At 57.6% G+C, this 20,246-nt stretch carries 20 protein-coding genes and 1 tRNA gene; 12 read left to right on the top strand and 9 right to left on the bottom strand.

The genetic code is table 11. The annotated features are described in order from the left end of the window. Positions 1–27: 27 nt before the first annotated feature. Both CR155_RS03215 and CR155_RS03210 read right to left on the bottom strand, forming a co-directional pair. Positions 28–1,194, bottom strand: a complete 1,167-nt coding sequence (locus tag CR155_RS03215; protein ID WP_102068558.1) for an alpha-hydroxy acid oxidase — start codon at positions 1,192–1,194, stop codon at positions 28–30. Positions 1,195–1,318: 124 nt separating this feature from the next. Then, a complete protein-coding gene (locus CR155_RS03210; RefSeq protein ID WP_102068557.1) occupies positions 1,319–2,248 on the bottom strand; it encodes a phosphoribosyltransferase family protein in 930 nt (309 codons plus the stop codon). 96 nt (positions 2,249–2,344) lie between these two features. Here CR155_RS03210 and CR155_RS03205 point away from each other — a divergent pair. Next, positions 2,345–2,421, top strand: a tRNA-Arg gene (locus CR155_RS03205). 107 nt (positions 2,422–2,528) lie between these two features. On the opposite strand, the gene CR155_RS03200 is transcribed toward CR155_RS03205, so the two are convergent. Next, the gene (locus CR155_RS03200; RefSeq protein WP_102068556.1) at positions 2,529–3,083 is read right to left on the bottom strand and encodes a DNA-3-methyladenine glycosylase; all 555 of its coding nucleotides are present in this window, start codon (positions 3,081–3,083) and stop codon (positions 2,529–2,531) included. 165 nt (positions 3,084–3,248) lie between these two features. Here CR155_RS03200 and CR155_RS03195 point away from each other — a divergent pair, with 165 nt between their 5' ends. Then, on the top strand, positions 3,249–3,458 hold the full coding sequence (locus CR155_RS03195; RefSeq protein ID WP_102068555.1) for a cold-shock protein: 210 nt from the start codon (positions 3,249–3,251) through the stop codon (positions 3,456–3,458). Between the two features lie 43 nt (positions 3,459–3,501). Here the strand turns inward: CR155_RS03195 and CR155_RS03190 are convergent, their stop codons facing one another. Next, on the bottom strand, positions 3,502–4,569 hold the full coding sequence (locus CR155_RS03190) for an adenosine deaminase (protein ID WP_102068554.1): 1,068 nt from the start codon (positions 4,567–4,569) through the stop codon (positions 3,502–3,504). Between the two features lie 10 nt (positions 4,570–4,579). Then, positions 4,580–5,260 (bottom strand): GntR family transcriptional regulator, encoded by a 681-nt coding sequence (locus CR155_RS03185; protein ID WP_102068553.1) that lies wholly within the window; start codon positions 5,258–5,260, stop codon positions 4,580–4,582. Positions 5,261–5,355: 95 nt separating this feature from the next. Between CR155_RS03185 and CR155_RS03180 the strand changes: the two genes are divergently transcribed. From CR155_RS03180 to CR155_RS03150, 7 genes are all read left to right on the top strand, one after another. Next, positions 5,356–6,612, top strand: coding sequence for an ABC transporter substrate-binding protein (locus CR155_RS03180; RefSeq protein WP_102068552.1), 1,257 nt, complete (start codon positions 5,356–5,358; stop codon positions 6,610–6,612). A 58-nt stretch (positions 6,613–6,670) separates the two neighbouring features. Further along, positions 6,671–7,552 carry a branched-chain amino acid ABC transporter permease gene (locus tag CR155_RS03175; RefSeq protein WP_102068551.1) on the top strand — a complete coding sequence of 294 codons (882 nt, stop codon included), beginning with the start codon at positions 6,671–6,673 and terminating at the stop codon, positions 7,550–7,552. 6 nt (positions 7,553–7,558) lie between these two features. Next, positions 7,559–10,075, top strand: coding sequence for a branched-chain amino acid ABC transporter ATP-binding protein/permease (locus tag CR155_RS03170; protein WP_102068550.1), 2,517 nt, complete (start codon positions 7,559–7,561; stop codon positions 10,073–10,075). Between the two features lie 12 nt (positions 10,076–10,087). Then, positions 10,088–10,870 carry an SDR family oxidoreductase gene (locus CR155_RS03165; RefSeq protein ID WP_102068549.1) on the top strand — a complete coding sequence of 261 codons (783 nt, stop codon included), beginning with the start codon at positions 10,088–10,090 and terminating at the stop codon, positions 10,868–10,870. Positions 10,871–10,892: 22 nt separating this feature from the next. Next, a complete protein-coding gene (locus CR155_RS03160) occupies positions 10,893–11,831 on the top strand; it encodes a 3-hydroxyacyl-CoA dehydrogenase (RefSeq protein ID WP_102068548.1) in 939 nt (312 codons plus the stop codon). Positions 11,832–11,866: 35 nt separating this feature from the next. Then, positions 11,867–12,799 (top strand): 3,5-dioxohexanoate:acetyl-CoA acetone transferase, encoded by a 933-nt coding sequence (gene kce / locus CR155_RS03155; protein ID WP_102068547.1) that lies wholly within the window; start codon positions 11,867–11,869, stop codon positions 12,797–12,799. A gap of 64 nt (positions 12,800–12,863) precedes the next feature. Beyond that, positions 12,864–13,619: an SDR family NAD(P)-dependent oxidoreductase gene (locus tag CR155_RS03150; protein ID WP_102068546.1), complete on the top strand. Its 756-nt coding sequence runs from the start codon at positions 12,864–12,866 to the stop codon at positions 13,617–13,619. A 5-nt stretch (positions 13,620–13,624) separates the two neighbouring features. On the opposite strand, the gene CR155_RS03145 is transcribed toward CR155_RS03150, so the two are convergent. The 4 genes from CR155_RS03145 to zwf are packed head-to-tail and all read right to left on the bottom strand — an operon-like array spanning position 13,625 to position 17,556. After that, a complete protein-coding gene (locus tag CR155_RS03145; protein WP_102068545.1) occupies positions 13,625–14,467 on the bottom strand; it encodes an SIS domain-containing protein in 843 nt (280 codons plus the stop codon). Beyond that, on the bottom strand, positions 14,460–15,440 hold the full coding sequence (locus CR155_RS03140; protein ID WP_102068544.1) for a glucokinase: 981 nt from the start codon (positions 15,438–15,440) through the stop codon (positions 14,460–14,462). The genes CR155_RS03145 and CR155_RS03140 overlap by 8 nt, the downstream gene beginning before the upstream one ends. Continuing rightward, positions 15,421–16,095, bottom strand: a complete 675-nt coding sequence (gene pgl, locus CR155_RS03135; RefSeq protein ID WP_102068543.1) for a 6-phosphogluconolactonase — start codon at positions 16,093–16,095, stop codon at positions 15,421–15,423. Before pgl ends, CR155_RS03140 begins: the two co-directional genes overlap by 20 nt. Further along, a complete protein-coding gene (zwf, locus tag CR155_RS03130) occupies positions 16,096–17,556 on the bottom strand; it encodes a glucose-6-phosphate dehydrogenase (RefSeq protein WP_102068542.1) in 1,461 nt (486 codons plus the stop codon). Positions 17,557–17,652: 96 nt separating this feature from the next. Here zwf and CR155_RS03125 point away from each other — a divergent pair, with 96 nt between their 5' ends. The 3 genes from CR155_RS03125 (at position 17,653) to CR155_RS03115 (ending at position 20,243) form a co-directional block, all read left to right on the top strand. Next, complete coding sequence (locus CR155_RS03125; protein ID WP_439650408.1) at positions 17,653–18,750, top strand: LacI family DNA-binding transcriptional regulator; 1,098 nt, start codon at positions 17,653–17,655, stop codon at positions 18,748–18,750. Positions 18,751–18,918: 168 nt separating this feature from the next. Then, complete coding sequence (locus tag CR155_RS03120; RefSeq protein ID WP_102068541.1) at positions 18,919–19,590, top strand: amino acid ABC transporter permease; 672 nt, start codon at positions 18,919–18,921, stop codon at positions 19,588–19,590. Continuing rightward, complete coding sequence (locus CR155_RS03115; RefSeq protein ID WP_102068540.1) at positions 19,590–20,243, top strand: amino acid ABC transporter permease; 654 nt, start codon at positions 19,590–19,592, stop codon at positions 20,241–20,243. Before CR155_RS03120 ends, CR155_RS03115 begins: the two co-directional genes overlap by 1 nt. The last annotated feature ends 3 nt before the right edge of the window (positions 20,244–20,246 follow it).

The raw sequence follows: 20,246 nt of genomic DNA, 5'->3' as shown, positions 1-20,246 counted from the left end.
CGCTAGACTGGGAAGGGAGCCGGCGGGTCAGGGGCGGTCAAAGATATCGCCGTTCAACAGAATTGAACGGTCGATATTATGGATGTCGGTATGGCCGCAGAATCCCATGGTGATGTCCAGCTCGTTGGCGATCATTTGAAGGCAGCGCGTAACACCGGCTTCACCCATCGCACCCAGCGAATACAGGAAAGGACGTCCTATCATGGTGCCCTTGGCGCCGAGTGAAATGGCCTTGAGTACATCCTGACCGGAACGGATGCCGCCGTCCATCCACACTTCGATTTCTTTGCCGACGGCATGGGCAATTGCGGGCAGGGCGGAAATGGAGGAAGGTGCCCCGTCGAGCTGGCGGCCCCCATGGTTGGACACGATCAGGGCATCGGCTCCGCTGTCGACAGCCAGGCGCGCGTCTTCGGCATCCATGATGCCTTTGAGTATCAGCTTTCCACCCCAGCATTTCTTGATCCATTCAATATCTTTCCAGCTAAGTGCGGGATCGAATTGCTCGGCCGTCCATGACGACAGGGAAGATAGATCGCCTACGCCCTTGGCGTGCCCGACGATATTGCCGAAGCTGCGACGCTTGGTTCCCAGCATGCCCAGGCACCAATTGGGTTTGGTGACCAGGTTGATGAGATTGGCCAGAGTGGGGCGCGGCGGTGTGGACAAACCGTTCTTGATGTCTTTGTGGCGTTGCCCCAATACCTGCAGGTCCAGCGTCAATACCAGGGCCGAGCAATTGGCAGCCTTGGCGCGATTGATCAGGCGTTCGATGAAATCCCGGTCACGCATGACATACAGCTGGAACCAGAATGGCTTGTGTGTGTGTGCCGCGACATCCTCGATGGAACAAATGCTCATGGTCGACAAGGTGAACGGGATGCCGAATTTTTCGGCCGCCTTGGCACCCAGGATTTCGCCATCGGCGTGCTGCATGCCGGTCAGGCCGGTGGGCGCGATGGCCACTGGCATGGCGACATCGATGCCTATCATCGAACTGCGGTGAGTACGTTTTTCAATGTCCACGGCCACACGCTGGCGAAACTTCAGCTTGTGAAAATCAGCTTCGTTGGAGCGGTACGTGCCTTCCGTCCAGGAACCAGAGTCGGCATAGTCGTAGAACATTCGTGGTACTCGCCGCTCGGCGAGCCGACGAAAGTCTTCCACGCAGGTGATTTTGGATGGGTTGGGCAAGAAACATCTCCTTGGTTTTTGTCTGGCACAGGGTCATCCCCGCCATCTTTTTTATCGAATATCGCATCTTAACCAAAATCATCGGCGGATTGATTTGATTTATGCAGTGACTGCTGAAGGTTTATCAGGCCATGTCGAGTTGTTCGATCGCGTTGGCATAGACCATCAGCGCTTTGCAGCCATCCCACCACACTACGCGCGCGACGGGCGCCAGACTGGCAATGGCGAGCGCCTGCCTGGGGTCGCTTTCAACAAAGTGTGTGTGGCACCGTGCCAGAATCGCTTCCGCCTTGTGCGCCGCGCTTTGCTCTGGCGTGTGCCGTGCCTCGTCGCGCATGATCAAGGCCCCGTGAAATCCATGACGGTCCAGCCAGCATTGCGTGCGTTCGCGATCCTGCTCGGGACGCCCGGTAATAATGGTGATCGTACCAAGGTCGAGTTGCGGAAGGCTCGTGCTGGGAAGCAGCACATCGCGGCGGGCCAGGGTTTCATGCAGCGACTGCGCGTAATCGTGTTCGGGCAAGTCCATGAGCAGCACGCCGTCCAGATCGATAGCCCATGACGCGTAGTCGAAACCGGGACGCTCCGGGCAATTCAGGGTGATATCGAACGATGGCGTGATGGATTCCCTTTCCCACGGAAACCAGGCCCGAAAGCCCGACGGGATCTTCACCCCGTAATCCGGTTTGATCCGTGATTCGCTGTCATAGGCCAGGGTGAAGATGGATATGTCGTGACCTTGCTTGCGCAAATAATCCGCACTGTCCGACAAGGTGGTGCCGCGTCCGGCAATATCTTCGACGAGTAGGATGCGACTATTGGGGCCGGGCCGATCGACGGTATACCAGGAGACCTGCCGGGTGGCACGTGCGTAGGCCAAGGCATGCAGGGGGACATCCAGGCTGGTAGAGACCATGACGCCGGGGGTCAACGCGCCGCGCGCGATGGCAACCACGGCATCGAAGGCCATCAGACGCCAATCCGGGACAAAACCTGAAATGACGGTCTCAATGCGCGAGTAGTCATAAGAGTAAGCAGCGCGGGGTGAACTCATGCTGTCGTCCGTGGCGAAAATACTATTCTACCCATCATCGCCTGCCGCCTGCACGACGCGTCAAGAAAACTATGTTATAGTTACGCCTCTTCCAAAGCGGCTGTAGCTCAGTTGGATAGAGTACTTGGCTACGAACCAAGGGGTCGTGGGTTCGAATCCTGCCAGCCGCGCCAGAATTTACCAATGTAGTCAGTTGGTCAAAACCGCCTAAAGCCTTCAACGCTTTAGGCGGTTTTTTTTCGTCTGTATGGCGTGCGTGGCTGATTGAAGCCTCCAACCTCTACTTCCTTGAAATATACGGATTGCCCTCGATATAGAAGCGTAATAGTTTCCCGGCCCATTCCCCGGCATAATCCACTCCAATGCGGGGGCGCTGCACGATTTCTATTGTTTCGGCCTCTGGCGCGTCCGTGATGTAGAAGTTTTCGCTGATCAGGTCATGGCCATAATGGCTGCGATCTATGCCCATGGCTTTGCACAGGCGGCCTGGACCTTTGGTGTTATCCGATAGGTTGGCTATGGGTTCCAGTGCGCGCAGCAGCACCGCCGCGCCGGTGCCGTCCGGCTCGGTCACAACATTCATGCAATGGTGCATTCCATATATCAGGTACACATAGGCAAAGCCAGGTGGGCCGTACATGACCTGGGTGCGCGGCGTAATGCCCTTGGAGGTATGTGCAGCCAGATCATGCGGTCCCAGGTAGGCCTCCACCTCGACGATTTTTCCGACGCGCTCGGCGCCGTCAATGTGATGTACCAGCAGCTTTCCGAGTAGATCTTGGGCGACCTGTGTGGTGTCCCTGTTATAAAAGTCTCTGGATAATGGTATTTTCATTTGACAGTGTTAATTTACGATGCTAGTATTAGCGGTTAGATTTTCAAGTACGTTGAAGTTAGTGCAAGTGAAGTACCAGGAAACAGTATTTTTTTGTTCAAATCTCTACACCTTGACGGTCTTCTATAGGGCATGTCGCTCGTTTTTTTTAGGGATTGCAAAAAAATGCAAACAGAAATCGGTATTGTAAAATGGTTCAACAACGAAAAGGGCTTTGGTTTTATCAAGCCTGAATCGGGTGGCAAGGACTTGTTCGCGCACCACACCGACATCGTCGGTACGGGCTTCAAGTCGCTGGAAGAAAACCAACGTGTTTCTTTCGTCGCTGCCGAAGGCCAAAAAGGCCCGCAAGCCAAATCAATCGAAGCCATCTAAGCTTCTCTTGATTCAGAAGAACCCGCCGCGAGGCGGGTTTTTTTTATGGGCCTTGCATGTACGGAGCCGGGTTTTCCGCTACGTACGCAGACAAGGCTTGAAAGTGCTCGTTCTTTTGCTCTGGCGGCAAGAACGATGCCGCTATGCTGTTTTGCGCCAGCACGACAAGCTCGTGCCGGGTTAGACCCAGGTGTTCGGCGCAGGCAATATAGTTGTCAACCACGTAGCCGCCAAAATACGCCGGGTCGTCTGAATTGACAGTAGCCATTACCCCCAGCCGCAGCAGGCGTGCCAGATTATGTTGCGGCATGCTCTTGATGACTTGCAGTTTCAGGTTTGAAAACGGACATACCGTTAGAGGTATTTGCTGGTCGATCAGCCGCTGCAGCAGTAATGCGTCTTCCTCGCTGCGGACACCGTGGTCGATGCGTTCCACCTGCAGCAGGTCCAGGGCATCACGCACATAGTCGGCGGGACCTTCCTCGCCCGCGTGAGCCACCAGGCGAAAGCCCAGCGCTTTGCAGCGGGCGAATACACGCGCAAATTTACCAGGTGGATTGCCGCGCTCTCCCGAGTCCAGTCCTATGCCGATCCAGAGGTCCTTGTATTGTTCACGCAAAGGCAGGGCGGCTTCCAGCGTAGCCATGGCGTCCGCTTCGGTCAGGTGGCGCAGGAAGCTCAAAATCAGGTAGCTGGTGATCCCCATGGACGAGCGGACTTTGCGCAGTGCGCGCGCCATGCCGGCGAAAACAGTTTCCATGGCCACGCCGCGCGCCGTATGGGTTTGCGGGTCGAACATGATCTCGACGTGCACCACGCCGTCTTCCTTGGCCCGGTTCATATAGGCCATGGTCATGTCATGAAAATCGCGTTCGGTGATCAATACGCCGGCCCCGGCGTAGTACAGGTCCAGAAACGACTGCAGGCTATCAAAGGCATAGGCAAGCCGCAACGCGTCGACACTGGCATACGGCAGGTCGACGCCGTTGCGTCTTGCCAGCTCGAACATCAACTCCGGCTCGAGCGATCCTTCAATATGGAGATGGAGCTCAGCCTTGGGCAGACTGCGCACAAACGTACGTAGTGCCGGCTGGAGTGCGGTGTCTGGCATGGCGGCGGCTTCATGAAAATTGCTTGGCGTAAATATAGTCGAAGGCACCTTTTATGTCGCTGTCCAGCGCCTGCCGGGCTTCAAGAGGTTTGCCCTGTTCCAGGGCGGCAATCATTCTGTCGTGATGGCCAACCGCCGTTTTCTTTTGAGTTCGTTCGGATCCGGCACGAAGGTCGTAATTCAAAATGGGACCGATCCTGAGCCACAGGGTTTCAATAATCTTTACCAGCATGGGCATTTCCGCCGCCTCGTAGATCGAGAAATGAATTTCCTTGTTGATCATCACGATCGAGGCCCTGTCGCTGTCAGCAAAGTCCATTTCCTTTGCAAGCGTCTTGTTCAGGCGTTTTAGCGACCGGATCAGCGCGGGCGTGGCCTTCAGCGCGGCTTGCTCCACGGCATAACCCTCGATCTGCAAACGGATCTCGGTGATTTCCTTGAACTGTTTTCCCGTCATCGTGGGCACCCTGACGGAACGGTTGGGTGCCACTTCCAGCGCCTGATCGGCAACCAACTGATATACCGCCTCGCGAACTGGCATTACGCTGACTCCTAGGGCTTCAGCGGTTGAACGCAACGAGAGCTGCTCGCCCGGCATAAGCCGACCGCTGAGCAGCAGGTCCTTGATTTGAAACAGCACGTTAGCGCCGAGGGTCTCTCTGCGAGGGGCGGGCTGTAGAAGTGTCTGCATGAGTCTGGAATTCTAGGGTTATTACTTACTGTGATCTGTGATCTCAGTTGCTAGTATAACGGGAAACAACACCCTACAAACTCCAGGAGACATCGATGACTACGAAAAAATCGGCAGTGTCAGCATCCCGACGGCGCTTGTTGCTTCAAGGTTCCGCGGCGATGGCGGCGGGATTGGTATCGCCGGCACTCGTGCGTGCCCAGGATTCAAGTCCCATTCGTATTGGCCACCTTACTCCGCGTACCGGCTTTCTTGGACCCATGGGTGAATACGCCGTGTTGGGGGCCACGTTGGCCGTCGAGGAGGTGAATGCCGCGGGCGGCGTCATGGGCCGCAAGTTCGAATTGCTGACGGAAGATAGTGTGAACCCGCAAACCGCCTCCACCAAGGCGCAGCGCATGGTTGAGCGCGACAAGGTCAACGCGATCGTGGGCGAGATCAGTTCGGCATCCGGGCTGGCGATTTCACAAGTGGCCACGCGAGCCAAGACCGTGTTTCTTCAGACAGGTTGCAATTCCGATGAGTTGCGCGGCAAGAACTGCAGCCGCTATATGTTCCATCTTGAAGCCTGCAACACCATGTATGTGCGCACCGTGGGACAGGCGCTATTGCGGGACGGCATGGTGAAAGGCAAGAAATGGATGGCGTTCACGGCCGACTACGCCTTTGGTCATGACCTGTTCAAGCAAACCAAGAAATTCATGGACGAACATGGCGGCGTTTTCATTTCCAACGACAATCTGCCCACCGACGCGACCGAGTTCAGCGCATCGTTGTTGAAGATACGTCAGCAAAAGCCGGATATCGTGATCAGCAACCTTGCAGGCAACCAGACCACCAACTTCACCAAACAATACAACGAGTTCAACATCGACATCCCTTTCGCAGGGGCCGACATGAACATGACCAGCATCTGGGGTGCGGGCAAGTCGGGATTCAGCGGCATATGGCCAATTATTTGGACTCATCAGGTTCAGGCAGCGTCAGCGAAAGATTTCGTTGCAAAGTTCCAGAAACGTTGGAACAAACTGCCTGAGAACCAGGCGGTCAACGATTACCTGGCCATCAAGATCCTTGCGGAAGCAATGGAAAAGACGAAATCGGTCGACAGTGAAAAAGTCATCGCCTACCTCGAGTCGGATGTGAAGTTCGATGTCCTTCGCGATCGGCCTGGCTACTTCCGCCCCTGGGATCACCAGTTGATGTACGAGATGTATATCGTGACGCCGAATACCGACAAGGATGCCGGGAAATTCGACTTCATGACCACCAGCAAGCCGGTACCGGATGCTGGCGACAGTCTGGAGACGCTCGCTCCGACTCAGCAAGAGAATATGTGCAAGTTCGCCTGAATAACTGCAAGTCGCGCGCCGAGTCCTTCGGCGCGTTCCCCGGCCTGGAGAACGTGTTTTGCCCACGGAATTGATATTTATCGTCCAGCAGGTCGCCAACGGCCTGTTGCTCGGGTTTTATTACCTGCTCATTGCGCTCGGCCTGTCCATCATATTCAGCCTCGGCGGGGTGGTGAACCTGGCCCATGGGGCGTTCTACGCCATTGGCGCCTATCTGGTCGTTTTCCTTACCGATCAATTGGGCTATGGCTGGGCTTTTGTCGCGTCCCCCATCCTTGTCGCCCTGCTGGGCATGCTGGTCGAACGGCTGTTCCTGAAGCGCTTCTACCGATCTGATCCGGTGCTCGGTCTGTTGTTCACATTTGCGTTGTCCATGGTAATAGAACAAAGCCTGCGCATGATTTTCGGAGCCTCTCCGCTATCGTTTTCGGTACCGGAATTTGCCCATGGCCAGGTGGTCATCGGTGACTTTTTCTACCCCGTCTATCGCGTGGGCATGCTAGTCGTCGCCATCGCAGCCGTGGCGGGAACCTGGGTACTGTTGAACAAGACGGCGTTCGGAAAAATCGTCAAGGCAGGCATCAATGACCCGGACATGGTCAGGGCCATGGGCATCTCGCTGGCTCCCGTCATGACGGCCATCTGTGGACTGGGCATAGGGCTCGCAGGCCTTGCGGGTGTGCTGCTTGCGCCTATTACCGGCGTGCAGCCGGCCATGGGCCAGGAGATCCTGACCGCGGCATTCGTGGTGGTGGTGATCGGCGGGCTGGGTAGTTTCTGGGGTGTGGTCGCCGCCGCCATGCTGGTCGGCGTAATTCGTGGCCTGACATCCTACTTCTATCCCCCCGCGTCGGAGGCATCGCTATACCTGCTGATGATACTTATCCTGATCCTGCGTCCGCGAGGCCTGCTGGGCGAAAAATTCGAGCGTCTGGAGTAAGGCCTTATGTCGAAGCAAGAAATCAAAACATTGGGGCTGATAGCGCTAGGCTTGATACTGCTGCCTATTGTCTTGCAGTATGGAGGACTTACCTACAGCACGGCGGTCGAATGTATCGTGCTCGCACTGGCTGGACTTGCCGTGAACATTCTGCTGGGCTATACCGGACTGGTGTCGTTTGGACATGGCGCGTGGTTCGGGATAGGCGGCTATGCGGTCGGCATAGTGCAACTGCGCTTCTTTCCGAGCTCGTCATTGCTACCGCTGGTAGCGTCGGTGATGCTGGTCGCGATCGTGGCTGTTCTCGTTGGACTTCTGGTATTGCGCCGGCGCGGCGTGTATTTCTCGCTGCTCACGCTGGCGTTTGGCGCCTTGTGCTTTACCGTGGCCTATCGCTGGACGGCACTGACCGGGGGCGAGAATGGCCTGGGAGGTATCGAACGGTTTTCCTTGGCAGGCATCAGCCTGGATTCCTCCTTCAACTTCTATGTATTCGTAGCTGTCATTGCGTTTATCGTCGTGGCGTTCTTGTTGCGGCTCACGCACTCACCCTTCGGCAAGGTGCTTACCGCCATCCGCGAGAACGAGCTGCGCTGCAAGTTTATCGGCTTCAATGTCGATTCGTACAAGCTGCTGGCTTTTGTCTTGTCAGCCGTCATCACCGGCCTGGCCGGCGGACTGTCCGTATTGAGTCACCGGATCGCATCGGCGGAAAGCATGTCATTGGCCTTTTCCGGTGAACTGTTGGCCATCGTGTTGATTGGCGGGATGCGCAGTTTTACGGGCCCGATATTTGGCGCCTTGTTCTACATCCTGTTCCGGGAATACCTGTCGATGTTTACCCCGAACTGGTTGCTCTACTTCGGCCTCATTTTCATTTTCTTCATTCTATTCACACCTTCGGGGCTTACCGGAACCTGGGCGCGCATCAAGCGCATGGTCGTTCCGGAAAAGACAACCGATGCGGCAATGGGCAAACGGGTGGTTGCCGCAGCCTCGAATTTTTTCCCGTCCTTTCTTGCCCACGCAGATGCCACGGTTTTGCGTTGCACTGATATCAGCAAGCGTTTCGGCGGCATCAAGGCGGTGGACAGTGTCGACCTCGAGGTTAATGGCAAAGGTGTGCATGCATTGATCGGCCCCAACGGTGCAGGCAAGACGTCGCTGTTCAACCTCATATCCGGCCTGTTCCAGGCTGACGAGGGCAAGCTCATGCTGGGCACCGAAAAGCTCAACGGCTTGAGTCCTGCGCGGATTTGCACAAACGGACTATCCCGCTCTTTCCAGATCACCAATTTGTTCAAGGGGCTGACGGTAAGGGAGAACCTATGTCTGTCGGTGCTCAGTCGCGATCCGCAACGGTTTTCGGTACTGAAGCGACTTGATAGTCTGAACGGCACGCAGTTGCAGACAGACGAATTGGTCGAGTACCTGGGCGTCCAGGGCATGGAGGAAGCGCTTGCCGAAGACCTGTCGTATGGCGGCCAACGTGTGGTCGACATGGGTCTTGCATTAGGCGTGGCACCACGTATTCTGCTGCTTGACGAACCGCTGGCCGGGTTGGCCGCCGCCGAACGCGACCGGATAGGACGCTTGATTCGCAACCTGGGCGACCGTATCGGCGTGCTGCTGGTGGAGCATGATGTGGACCGCGTATTTTCCATGGCCGACACGATCACGGTGATGAACCAGGGCAGCGTGTTGATAGAAGGCAATGCCGAGCGGATACGCAATGATCCGAAGGTGCGTGAGATATATATCGGCTCGGGCAGCGAGGCGCTGGCCGCCAAGGTGCAGGCCGGTATTATCTCGAATGAAATCGCCTTGAGCGTCAACAATCTGGATGCCTACTACGGCAAGAGCCATATCCTGTCGGATATCTCTTTCACCGCGCGCAAGGGTGAAGTCATTGCGGTGTTGGGCAGGAACGGCGCGGGCAAGTCGACATTGCTGAAAAGTCTGTTGGGCCTGGCCACCATGGGCGCCGGCACGATCGATATTGCCGGCAGAAAGTTTTCGTCGCCGGTGCCGGAAGCCATGGCCCGCCTGGGCGTGGCCTTCGTCCCGCAGGGCCGCCGGCTTTTCTCCGGGCTTACCGTGAGAGACAACCTCATGCTGGGCCGCTTGAAGCGTTCGGAGAAGGGGTCCAACGGCTGGACGGACGAGGAAATTTTCGCTGTGTTTCCGCGCCTCAAGGATCGCTACGACGTCGACGCCACCTTGCTCTCCGGCGGCGAGCAGCAAATGGTGGCCATTGCACGCGCCCTGGTCGGACATACCGAAGTGCTGCTCCTTGATGAACCATTCGAGGGCCTGTCGCCGGCCATGATCGAAGAGGTATTCAATGCAATCCTGCAGCTCAAGTCCCGCTTGACGATACTGATTGTCGATCATAATCTTGATCTGGCGCTGGCCATTTCGGATACGGCCCTGGTATTGGACCGTGGTCGGGTTTCGCATCAGGGCGAAGCGCGGGAGTTGTTGTTGAACCTCGATTTCCGCAAAGAAAAACTATGGGTCTAAGGAGAGGTGGCTATGTTTGAAGATGTGAGCATGAAAGGTAAGACGGTCTTGATCACGGCGGGGGCCAGCGGCCTGGGCCTCGAGATGGCGCGCGTGTTCATCGCGGCGGGATGCAAGGTGTTTATCTGCGATGTGAACCAGGAGCTGCTCCAGGAAGCCGGCACCGAACTTCCGTCACTACACACGGCGGTGGCCGACGTGTCCGACGAGGCCAGTGTCGCGGCCTTGTTCGACAAGGTCGCCGGCACCTTCGGTGTCCTGGACGTTCTCGTGAACAATGCGGGCATAGCCGGTCCGACCGGCTATGTCGAGACATTGCAGAAAGCCGATTGGGACAAGACTCTCGCGGTCAATATAACGGGTCAGTTCCTGTGTGCACGGCTTGCCATCCCCTTGCTCAAGAAATCGGACGCTGGCGTCATGATCAATCTATCGTCCGCGGCCGGGCACCTTGGGTTTGCGGGCCGATCCGCCTATGCCGCATCCAAATGGGCGGTGGTCGGATTCACGAAGAGCCTGGCCATCGAGCTTGGTAAATATGGCGTGCGGGTCAACGCCATCTTGCCCGGCGCCGTCGAAGGCCCCCGTATCCGGGCAGTCATTGCGGCCAAGGCGGAAACATTGGGCAAGCCTGTGCAGGAGGTGGCTGCCGCGTATGAACAGCAGGCATCGTTGGGTCGCATGGTCTCGGCGCGCGATATTGCGAACATGGCCTTGTTCACGGCCAGTGCCGCGGCTGGCAGCGTAAGCGGGCAGGCCTTGGTGGTCGATGGGCACACCCAGGCATTGGTTTAATCTTGACAATAGCGAGAGAGTAATGAAAGTTGCGGTCATAGGTGCAGGACTGATCGGCCAGGCCTGGGCCATTGTGTTTGCCCGGGGAGGCTGCGACGTGCAGCTGTGGGATGGCGACGAGCAGGCTTTGGACACTGCGCGGGCGCTTGTCGCCCGACAGGTCGCCGAGCTGGAAAAACAGCGTTTGCTGCATGATGCCGCCAGCGTCATGTCGCGCATACGAACATCTGCAAGCCTCGAGGAGGCGTTGAACGGAGCGCAGTATGTTCAAGAAAATCTGCCGGAAAAACTTGAGGTCAAAAAGGAGATCTTCAGCAAGCTGGACACCTTGAGCGACGCGCGTGCTGTGCTCGCCAGTTCCACCTCCAGCATTCCCGCCTCGGCCTTTACCGAGCATTTGCCTGGACGCCACCGCTGCCTGGTCGCGCACCCGGTCAACCCACCCTACCTCATCCCTGTCGTCGAACTGTGCGGCGCACCGTGGACTGATAAGTCCGTTGTGGAAACCGCAAGATCCCTGCACGCGTCGGTCGGACAGAAACCGGTGGTCGTGCACAAGGAACTGGAGGGATTCGTCCTGAATCGTCTCCAGGGCGCATTGTTGCGCGAGGCATTTCGCCTGGTGCAGAACGGGTATATTTCGGTCGAGGATCTTGACACCACCGTCAAGGATGGCCTGGGCTTGCGCTGGGCCTTCATGGGTCCGTTCGAGACCATAGACCTCAACGCGCCGGATGGGCTCCAAGATTATTGCAATCGCTACGGAGGCATGTACCAGTCCATTGCCAGGGAGCAGACATCGGTCGACCCGTGGGACGTAAAGGTCGTGGACAACATTGAGCAACAGCGGCGCTCTTTATTGCCTAAAACGGAACTATTGGATCGGCGCCTTTGGCGTGATGAGCGCCTGATGGAGTTACTGCGCTTGAAAAACATGACTGACCCTGTCGTGCCCGATTGACCTAAATCGCTTCAGTATCATCAAGGAAACATACCATGGCCAGTAAGAAGAAAGTTGTCATCACCTGCGCGGTAACCGGCGCCATCCATACACCCAGCATGTCCGAGTACCTTCCTGTCACCGCCGATGAAATCGCGGACGCGGCAATTGCTGCGGCCGAAGCGGGCGCAGCGGTGCTGCACCTGCATGCACGCGATCCGGCCAACGGCAAGCCGTCGCAGGATCCGGATCTGTTCCGGCCATTTCTTGAGCGCATCAAGGCCAGCACCGACGCAGTCGTCAACATCACCACTGGCGGCAGCCCCCATATGACGGTTGAAGAACGCATGCGTCCGGCCATGACGTTCAAGCCCGAGCTGGCTTCATTGAATATGGGCTCCATGAATTTCGGCCTGTTTCCGATGCTGGGGCGGTTCAAGAACTTCAAGCATGAGTGGGAACGCGAGCATCTGGAGAACAGCCGGGATCTGATATTCAAGAATACGTACAAGGATATCGAGGCCATACTGCGCAGGGGCACCGAAAACGGCACGCGGTTCGAGTTCGAATGCTATGACATCAGCCACTTGTACAACCTGGCGCACTTCGTGGATCGGGGACTGGTTCAGAACCCACCATTCATCCAGTCGGTATTTGGCATCCTGGGGGGCATAGGCCCCGACCCGGAAGATCTGATGCACATGCGCCGTACTGCCGATCGTCTGTTCGGGGATGATTATCAATGGTCCATCCTGGGTGCGGGACGCAACCAGATTCCGCTGGCCACCATGGGCGCAGCCATGGGGTCGAACGTACGCGTCGGCCTGGAAGATTCGTTGTGGATAGGGCCTGGCAAGCTGGCCTCCTCCAACGCCGAGCAGGTCAGCCGTATACGTATCATCCTTGAGGCCTTGAACCTCGAGGTGGCCACGCCGGCGGAAGCCCGCGCGATACTGCATTTGAAAGGCGCGGACAAGGTCGATTTCTGACGGTCTGCATGGACAGCCGCGCATTGCGTGGCGGTCGAATGAACACAGTCCACCTGGATGGCTTATGTTTGATTTATCTGGACAGGTCGCGCTCATCACGGGGTCGTCACGCGGCATCGGCTTGGCGGCGGCGCGGGCGCTCGGTCTTCAGGGCGCGACCGTCATCATCAATGGCCGGGATGCCAGCTCGCTGGCGCGGGCCCGTGACTATCTCGCCGCGGAGGGCATCGACACCCTTGTTTTGCCTTTCGACATCACGAATATCGACCAATCCATCGGGGCGGTCGACACGGTGTTGAAGACGGTGGGCAAGATAGATATATTCTTTTCCAACGCTGGCATACAGCATCGGGAAAAGCTGCTGGATTTTCCGCTGTCAGAATTTGAACGGGTGGTGTTTGCCAATCTGACGGCGCAGTGGGCGCTGGGCCGGCATGTGGCGGCCGGCATGCACGAACAGGGCTACGGGCGCATCATTTTTACGGGATCGATCACCGCACTGCTTGGGCGGCGGGAAGTGACCGCCTATACAGCCGCCAAGGCTGCGATGCACGGTATTGTCCGGCAGTGGGCCACCGAATTGTCGGCATCGGGTATTACCGTCAACGCGATTGCGCCAGGTTATATAAAAACCGAACTCACCACCAGGCTGTGGACCGACCCGGAATTCACCGCTTGGCTGGAGAACCGGGTCCCCATGAAAAAATGGGGTGAGCCAGACGATGTTGCCTCGACGCTCGTATTTCTTGCCGCGCGGGAGTCCCGCTACATCACTGGGCAGGTCGTGGTCGTCGATGGGGGGCTGTCGTCGAGCATGTGACAGTGTTACGCGCGTCGGTCGCGCAGGCTTTGCTTGGTTTTTTCCAGCACTTTGCTGGCGTTGTTCCCATACTTCAGGGCCAGCCCTAGAGCAAGCACATCGATCAACGCCAGATGAACCAGGCGCGAGATCATGGGGCTGTAGATATCGGTGTCTTCCTGGGTATCGGCACGAAGCAGGACCGTGGCCATTTGCGCCAGCGGCGTGTTCGTAGCGGTGATCGCAACGATCGGGCAGCCATTCGCCCGTGCCAGTCTGACGGCATCCAGCAGTTCTTTGGAGCGTCCGGAATGCGAAATGGCCACCAGCACATCTGCCGGGCTGAGCAGTGAGGCCGCCATGAGCTGTGTATGGGTATCGGAATAGGCGACCGTCGACAAATCGAAGCGGAAGAATTTGTGCTGGGCGTCGGCGGCGACAATGCCGGAGTTTCCGACGCCATAGAATTCGATGCGCCGTGCGCCGGCCAGCAGGCCGATGGCCGTGTCCAGGCGGTCGGCGTTGATGTCGTTGCGCACCCGCAGCAGAGCCGATACGGCATTATCGAGCACCTTGGCAGCCAGCACGGCAGTGTCGTCCCCCGCGCGAAGCGACGAGTGCACATAAGGTACGCCCACCATAAGGCTGGCTGCGAGCTTGATCTTGAAGTCGGGCCAGCCATCGTAGCCTATTGATCTGCAGAACCGGATTACAGTTGGTTCGCTCACGTGTGCCAGTTTCGCCACCTCGGCCAACGCACAGCGTGCAACCGCTTGCGTCTGATCCAGGATGAGACGCGCCACTTTGCCTTCTGCCGTGCTGAGTCCGGGAAGCTGCCGTTCTATTTGCGCGAGTACTGACTCATTCATTGATGCAGGAATCCAGATAGGCGGCTGCGCCAGCCAGCGCCGGATTCTCGCTGCTGATGACGAAAACAGGTATGGCGGCCAGGTAATCCGAGAAGCGCCCCTTGTCGTTGAAGCGCCCACGAAATGGCGAATCAAAGAAGTAGTCGCCCAGGCGGGGGACGATGCCACCACCGATATAAATTCCGCCTCGCGCGCCCAGCATCAGCGCAAGATTACTGGCCGCGGTCCCCAGGATGGCGCAAAAGGCATCCAGGGCCTCACGGCAATGTTCACAAGTATTGGCGATGGCCCGTCTGCTGATGTCCGGGGCGGAGTAGTCGTGTGCCTGGATGCCCGCGCGCTGGCATAGCGTATGGTAAATGAATTGCAGACCGGATCCCGAGACCAGCCGCTCCATCGAGACATGCCCGAATTCGGCACGGGCTTCATGCCAAAGCGCAAGCTCCAGGTCGTCGGTGGGCGCAAAACTGACATGCCCCCCTTCGGCAGCCAAGGGGATCCATCCTTGCGATGTCGGGATAAGGGCAGAGACGCCCAGTCCGGTACCGGGTCCCACCACGCCCAGCGGTGTTCCGGCAACAGCCTGGCCATTGCCGACGGCACGCAGTTCATGTTGCGGCAGATGTGGCAGCGCCAGCGCCAGTGCCGTAAAGTCATTGATGAAGTGCAGCGTCTGGAAGCCGCAAGCCACACGGGTCGCGTCGATCGAGAATTCCCATTGGAAGTTGGTCATCTTCACGTGATCGCCGACGATAGGATTGGCAATCCCGATCGCAGCATGTTCAATGACCGGATTACCGATGCGGCGCAGGTAATCCTTGATGGCGTCTTCAATGCTGGAGTAGTCAGCTACCTTCACCACACTGACTTCCCGGATGTCGTCGACCGATGTCGACAATGCAAATCGCGCATGCGTGCCGCCTATGTCAGAGACTAGGCGTGGAGGCTTGTTTTCAGGGGTGCCAATAGACATCGAGGGGTACTCCGGTTTGCGAAAGAATGTAGCTTACGGGCAGGCGCGGGGTAGGCTGAAGCGCAGCCTGTTCAAGTACGCGCCGCTTACGCGGGCCGCTGATTGCCAGCAGGAGGTGCCCGGTTGCCAAAAGCGCCGCCAATGTCATGCTGATTCGTTGCTGGGCTGCGAGCGGCGGACTGACGTGAATGTATCGATGGGATGCCCGGGTATCAAGGGCCTGCGCCAGTTCCGGCGCGTCGGGAAACAAAGAAGCCGTATGGCCATCCTCGCCCATGCCCAGCAGGGCCAAGTCTATTTTATGGCTTTGATGGTTGGCTTCCTGCACACTCAGGGCAAGGTCATCCGGATGGCTGACCAGTCCGGTGAATTGTGCACGGCGGGCGCGATTCTTCAGCAGATGCGTGCGAACGAGCAGTTCGTTGCTGTCGGGATGGTCAGGTGCAACAAAGCGCTCGTCGACCAAAGTGACGTAGACGTTTTCCCAAGGCAGGTCTTCAAGGCTGAGCCGCTGGAACAGGTGCACGGGGGATCGGCCTCCCGACACGGCCAGTCCCGCGCGCCCAGTGCGTTCTATGGCATTGATAAGCACGGCAGCTATCTGGTCGACCATGCTGTCCAGACAGTCTTGCTGTTCGTAGAAATCATGTTGCATTCAGGTTTCCTCATGCCATAGCACACCGGCGCGCGAGGCCAGTGCACTGGAGGCGGCCGGCCCCCAACTTCCCGCCGTGTAGGGTTTGGGCGGAACCGAGTGTTTGTCCCAGCACTCCAGTATAGGTTCCACCCAGGCCCATGCCTGGGCCTGCTCGTCGCGGCGCATGAATAGCGACAGCTGGCCGCGTATGACGTCCAGCAGCAGGCGCTCATAGGCATCGGCGCGGCGCGCTTTCGACATGGCCGGGAAATCCAGGTTCAGATAGGTGGACTGCAGGCTCATGGTGTCGCCGGGTTCTTTGGCCAGGAAATACAAGCGCACGCTTTCCTTGGGTTGCAAACCAATGACCATGCGGTTGGCCGAATGCAAACCCATGGGCGAGGGATACAGGGCATGCGGAACGCCGCGGAAATTGATGACGATTTCGGCGACCCGTTCTTGCAGGCGTTTCCCGGTGCGCAGGAAAAAAGGGATACCGGCCCAGCGCCAGTTGACTATCTCCGCCTGCAGGGCAACGAAGGTTTCGGTGTTGCTGTCTGGCGCAACGTTTTGCTCTTCGCGGTAGCCAACCACCGGCTTGCCGTTGATGGCGCCGCTGCGGTACTGGCCTCGTACACTCTTGGACAACACGTCATCAGTACTGAAAGGTTTCAGGGACCTTAGCACCTTCAACTTCTCATCGCGTATGGCATCCTCGGAAAGACTGGGCGGCGGTTCCATGGCCACAATGCACAGAAGCTGCAGCAGATGGCTTTGCAGCATGTCGCGTAGTGCCCCGGTCCGATCATAGAACTCGCCGCGTTCCTCAACGCCCAGGTCTTCCGCTATCGTGATCTGGATGTTGTCTATCCATTCGCGGCGCCACAGTGGTTCGAACAACGTGTTTCCGAAGCGTATTGCCATCAGATTCTGTACCGACTCTTTGCCCAGGTAGTGGTCGATGCGATATATCTGATTTTCAGTGAAGCATTGGCCCACCGCCTTGCTGATGGCATCGGATGACTTCAGGTCATGACCCAGCGGTTTCTCGAGAACTACGCGGACGCGGGGGTGGTTCAGTCCCGCCGCCGCGAGATTCTGGCAGATAGGAATGAACAGGTGGGGAGCGGTCGCCAGGTAGCACACCATGATTCTGTCGCCCGGGCTGTCCATGGACTGGACGAGGTTTCGGTAATCTTCGACATTTTCCGCGTTCAAGCTTTGAAAGTGCAGGCGGCCGACGAAGCTTTCCCACGTTTGGTCGTCGTAGGCCTCGCCCAGCTTGGGCCTGACACGGCGCTGCAGCAGTTCCAGATAGCCTTCGAGTCCTATGGGCTTGCGGCCCAACGCGAAAATCCGGCCCTCCGCATGCAAGGCGCCGGCCTTATGAGCCTGATATAGCGCTGGAAGCAGTTTGCGCAGCGCCAGATCGCCAGTCCCGCCGAAAAAAACGATATCGAATGCATCCGTTTTTGCCATGGCCAGTCCCGTTACCCAAACTGTAATTAAGCTACAGCTTCCAAACAATGTAAAGCGCGCGCCGCACGCATGGGTTAGGCTATAGCGTTGAGCGCAATGGCGCACAACATCGATTCACGCTTTCACCTGCCAGATGTCATCATGATCAAGAGTCCGGCCCGCCATACCATTGCGGACGTTGCCCGCCACGCGGGCGTGTCCAAAGCCACCGTATCGCGCTTCCTCAATCATCGCGAAACCCTGCTCTCCCCCGAGATAGCAGCCCGTGTCGAAACTGCCATCGCCCAGCTGGGCTACACGCCCAGTCCGATGGCCCAGTCGCTGAAGCGCGGCCGCTCGCGTCTCATAGGACTGGTCGTCGCCGATATCACGAACCCTTATTCGGTGGCGGTTCTGCGCGGAGCCGAGCAGGCGTGCCGCGAAGCCGGATACCTGCTCATGCTGTTCAACCTGGGCAATGAAGGCGAACGCGAAACGGCTGGCATCCATGCCTTGTCGTCATATCGGGTGGAAGGATTCATCCTCAACACCATGGGACACGACGCGGGTGCGCTGCTGGAAACGGCCAGGCAGGGCAAGCCTATGGTATTGGTCGATCGTCTTCACAAGGGGCTCGACGTGGATTTTGTGTCGCTGGACAATCGTCAAGCCATTTACCTGAGTGCACAGCACCTTTTGGACGCGGGCTATCACGAGTTGTTGCTAGTCTCCGAACCGCTGGGCGAAGTCAGCTCGCGCGTCGAGCGCGTCCAGGCCTTCGGTTCATTTGTCGCCGGGCACCCCGCCGTTGCGGGACACTGCGTTGAAAGCCGAGAGCAGGATCGCGATACCCTGAGCCAGGCATTGCTCGCATGCCGGGACCGTGCCCAGGCAAGGTCCACGGTGCCGGCGATCATCGCCAACAATGCTGTCGTGACGCTGCGTATCGTCGCCGCCGTCGATCGGCTGGGGTGGGAACTGGGCAGGGACGTCGGCCTGATAGGTATCGATGATACCGAATGGGCGCCTTATGTGGGGCCAGGCATCAGCACGGTGTCCCAGCCTACCAATGAACTCGGACGAAAAGCGGCACAATGCCTAATGCAGCGCGTGGGAGGATCCAGTGTTCCGGCCCGCCAGATCTTGTTGGCAGGTACCCTGATGGCCAGGGGATCGTCGCGTCCGGCGACAGCCCCTGCAAAAGTCCTGATATAATTTTCGATCTTGTCGCCCCGGATTGAAACCGGTTTCATACGAAATTTCCGTGGAAATCGGTGCAAATTGGCAGGGCGTCAGCTACTAGCGATATGCTTTCTTCACAGGTATTTTCTATCACAACGCGGTAAGCTTGACCCGCCGGCAATACCTTCGGTCTGAGATAACGTGAATTATTCCTTCCAATTTGGCCCGGTCTTTGACGCTTGGCCTTTGTTGCTTCACGGCACCTGGATGACTATTCAGCTGTCATTCATGGCAATGATCCTCGGGTCCCTGGTCGCGATTTTTTGCGCATGGGGCAAGACCGCCGGCCCGGCACCCTTGCGCTGGATCATCAATGCGTATATCGAGGTCATACGCAACACGCCGTTTCTTGTGCAGCTATTTTTCTTTTTCTTTGCGCTTCCCGCAGCCGGGGTGCGGTGGTCGCCGTACACGGCGGCGCTGGTGGCCATGGTATTCAACCTCGGCGCCTACGCGACCGAGATCGTGCGCGCCGGCATCGAGTCCATCCCCAAAGGTCAAATCGAAGCCGGAATGGCGCTAAGCCTTTCGCGCATCGAAATCTTCCGTTTTATTGTGCTCAAGCCGGCATTGAAAGCGATCTACCCCGCATTGACCAGCCAGTTCATTTTGCTGATGCTCGCGTCCAGCGTGGTGTCGGTGATTTCCGCCGACGACCTCACTTCCGTGGCGGCCAACTTGCAATCAGAAACCTTCCGAAGTTTCGAGATCTATATCGTCGTCACTGGAATCTATCTCTTGCTGACCCTGGCGTTTTCTTTCCTGTTCCGACTGATCTACCAGTGGGGCCTCAATTATCCGGACCGTCGATAATGCGTACTTTTGGCTATTCCGATTTCTGGTTCATTCTTGAAGCTGCCCAATGGACTATCGCCTTGTCCATCATGGCCTTCATAGGCGGGGGCATCGTCGGGCTGATTATTGCGCTTTCGCGTACCTCCGATAACGCCATTGCGCGTGGCGCTTCCATGGGATTCATAAAGCTGTTCCAGGGCACGCCTCTGTTGCTGCAGCTGTTCCTGGTTTTCTTCGGCGCACCGGTACTGGGATTGGATGTGAATCCATGGATCGCCGCCGCGGTTGCGCTGACGCTTAACAGTGGCGCATTTCTGGGTGAAATATGGCGCGGCTGCATTCAGGCAATTCCACGCGGCCAATGGGAGGCTGCCGAAGCGCTGGGGCTGTCGTATCGCTACAAGATGCGCGATGTCGTGCTGCCACAGGCCCTGAAAGTTGCCGTGCCGCCTACCGTGGGATACATGGTGCAGATTGTGAAGGGCACATCGCTGGCAGCCATTATCGGCTTCACTGAACTGACGCGGGCTGGTCAGATCATCAATAACGCCACCTTCCAGCCCATGGTTGTGTTTTCGGTGGTTGCAGCTATCTACTTTCTGTTGTGCTGGCCTTTGTCCTTGCTGGCTTCCTATATGGAGCGGCGCCTTGCCGTGTCGCTTTCACGCTAGAAC

The sequence above is a fragment of the Pollutimonas nitritireducens genome (assembly GCF_002849615.1).
GTDB lineage: Bacteria > Pseudomonadota > Gammaproteobacteria > Burkholderiales > Burkholderiaceae_B > Pollutimonas > Pollutimonas nitritireducens.
This window is presented reverse-complemented; position numbering and strand designations above follow the sequence as displayed.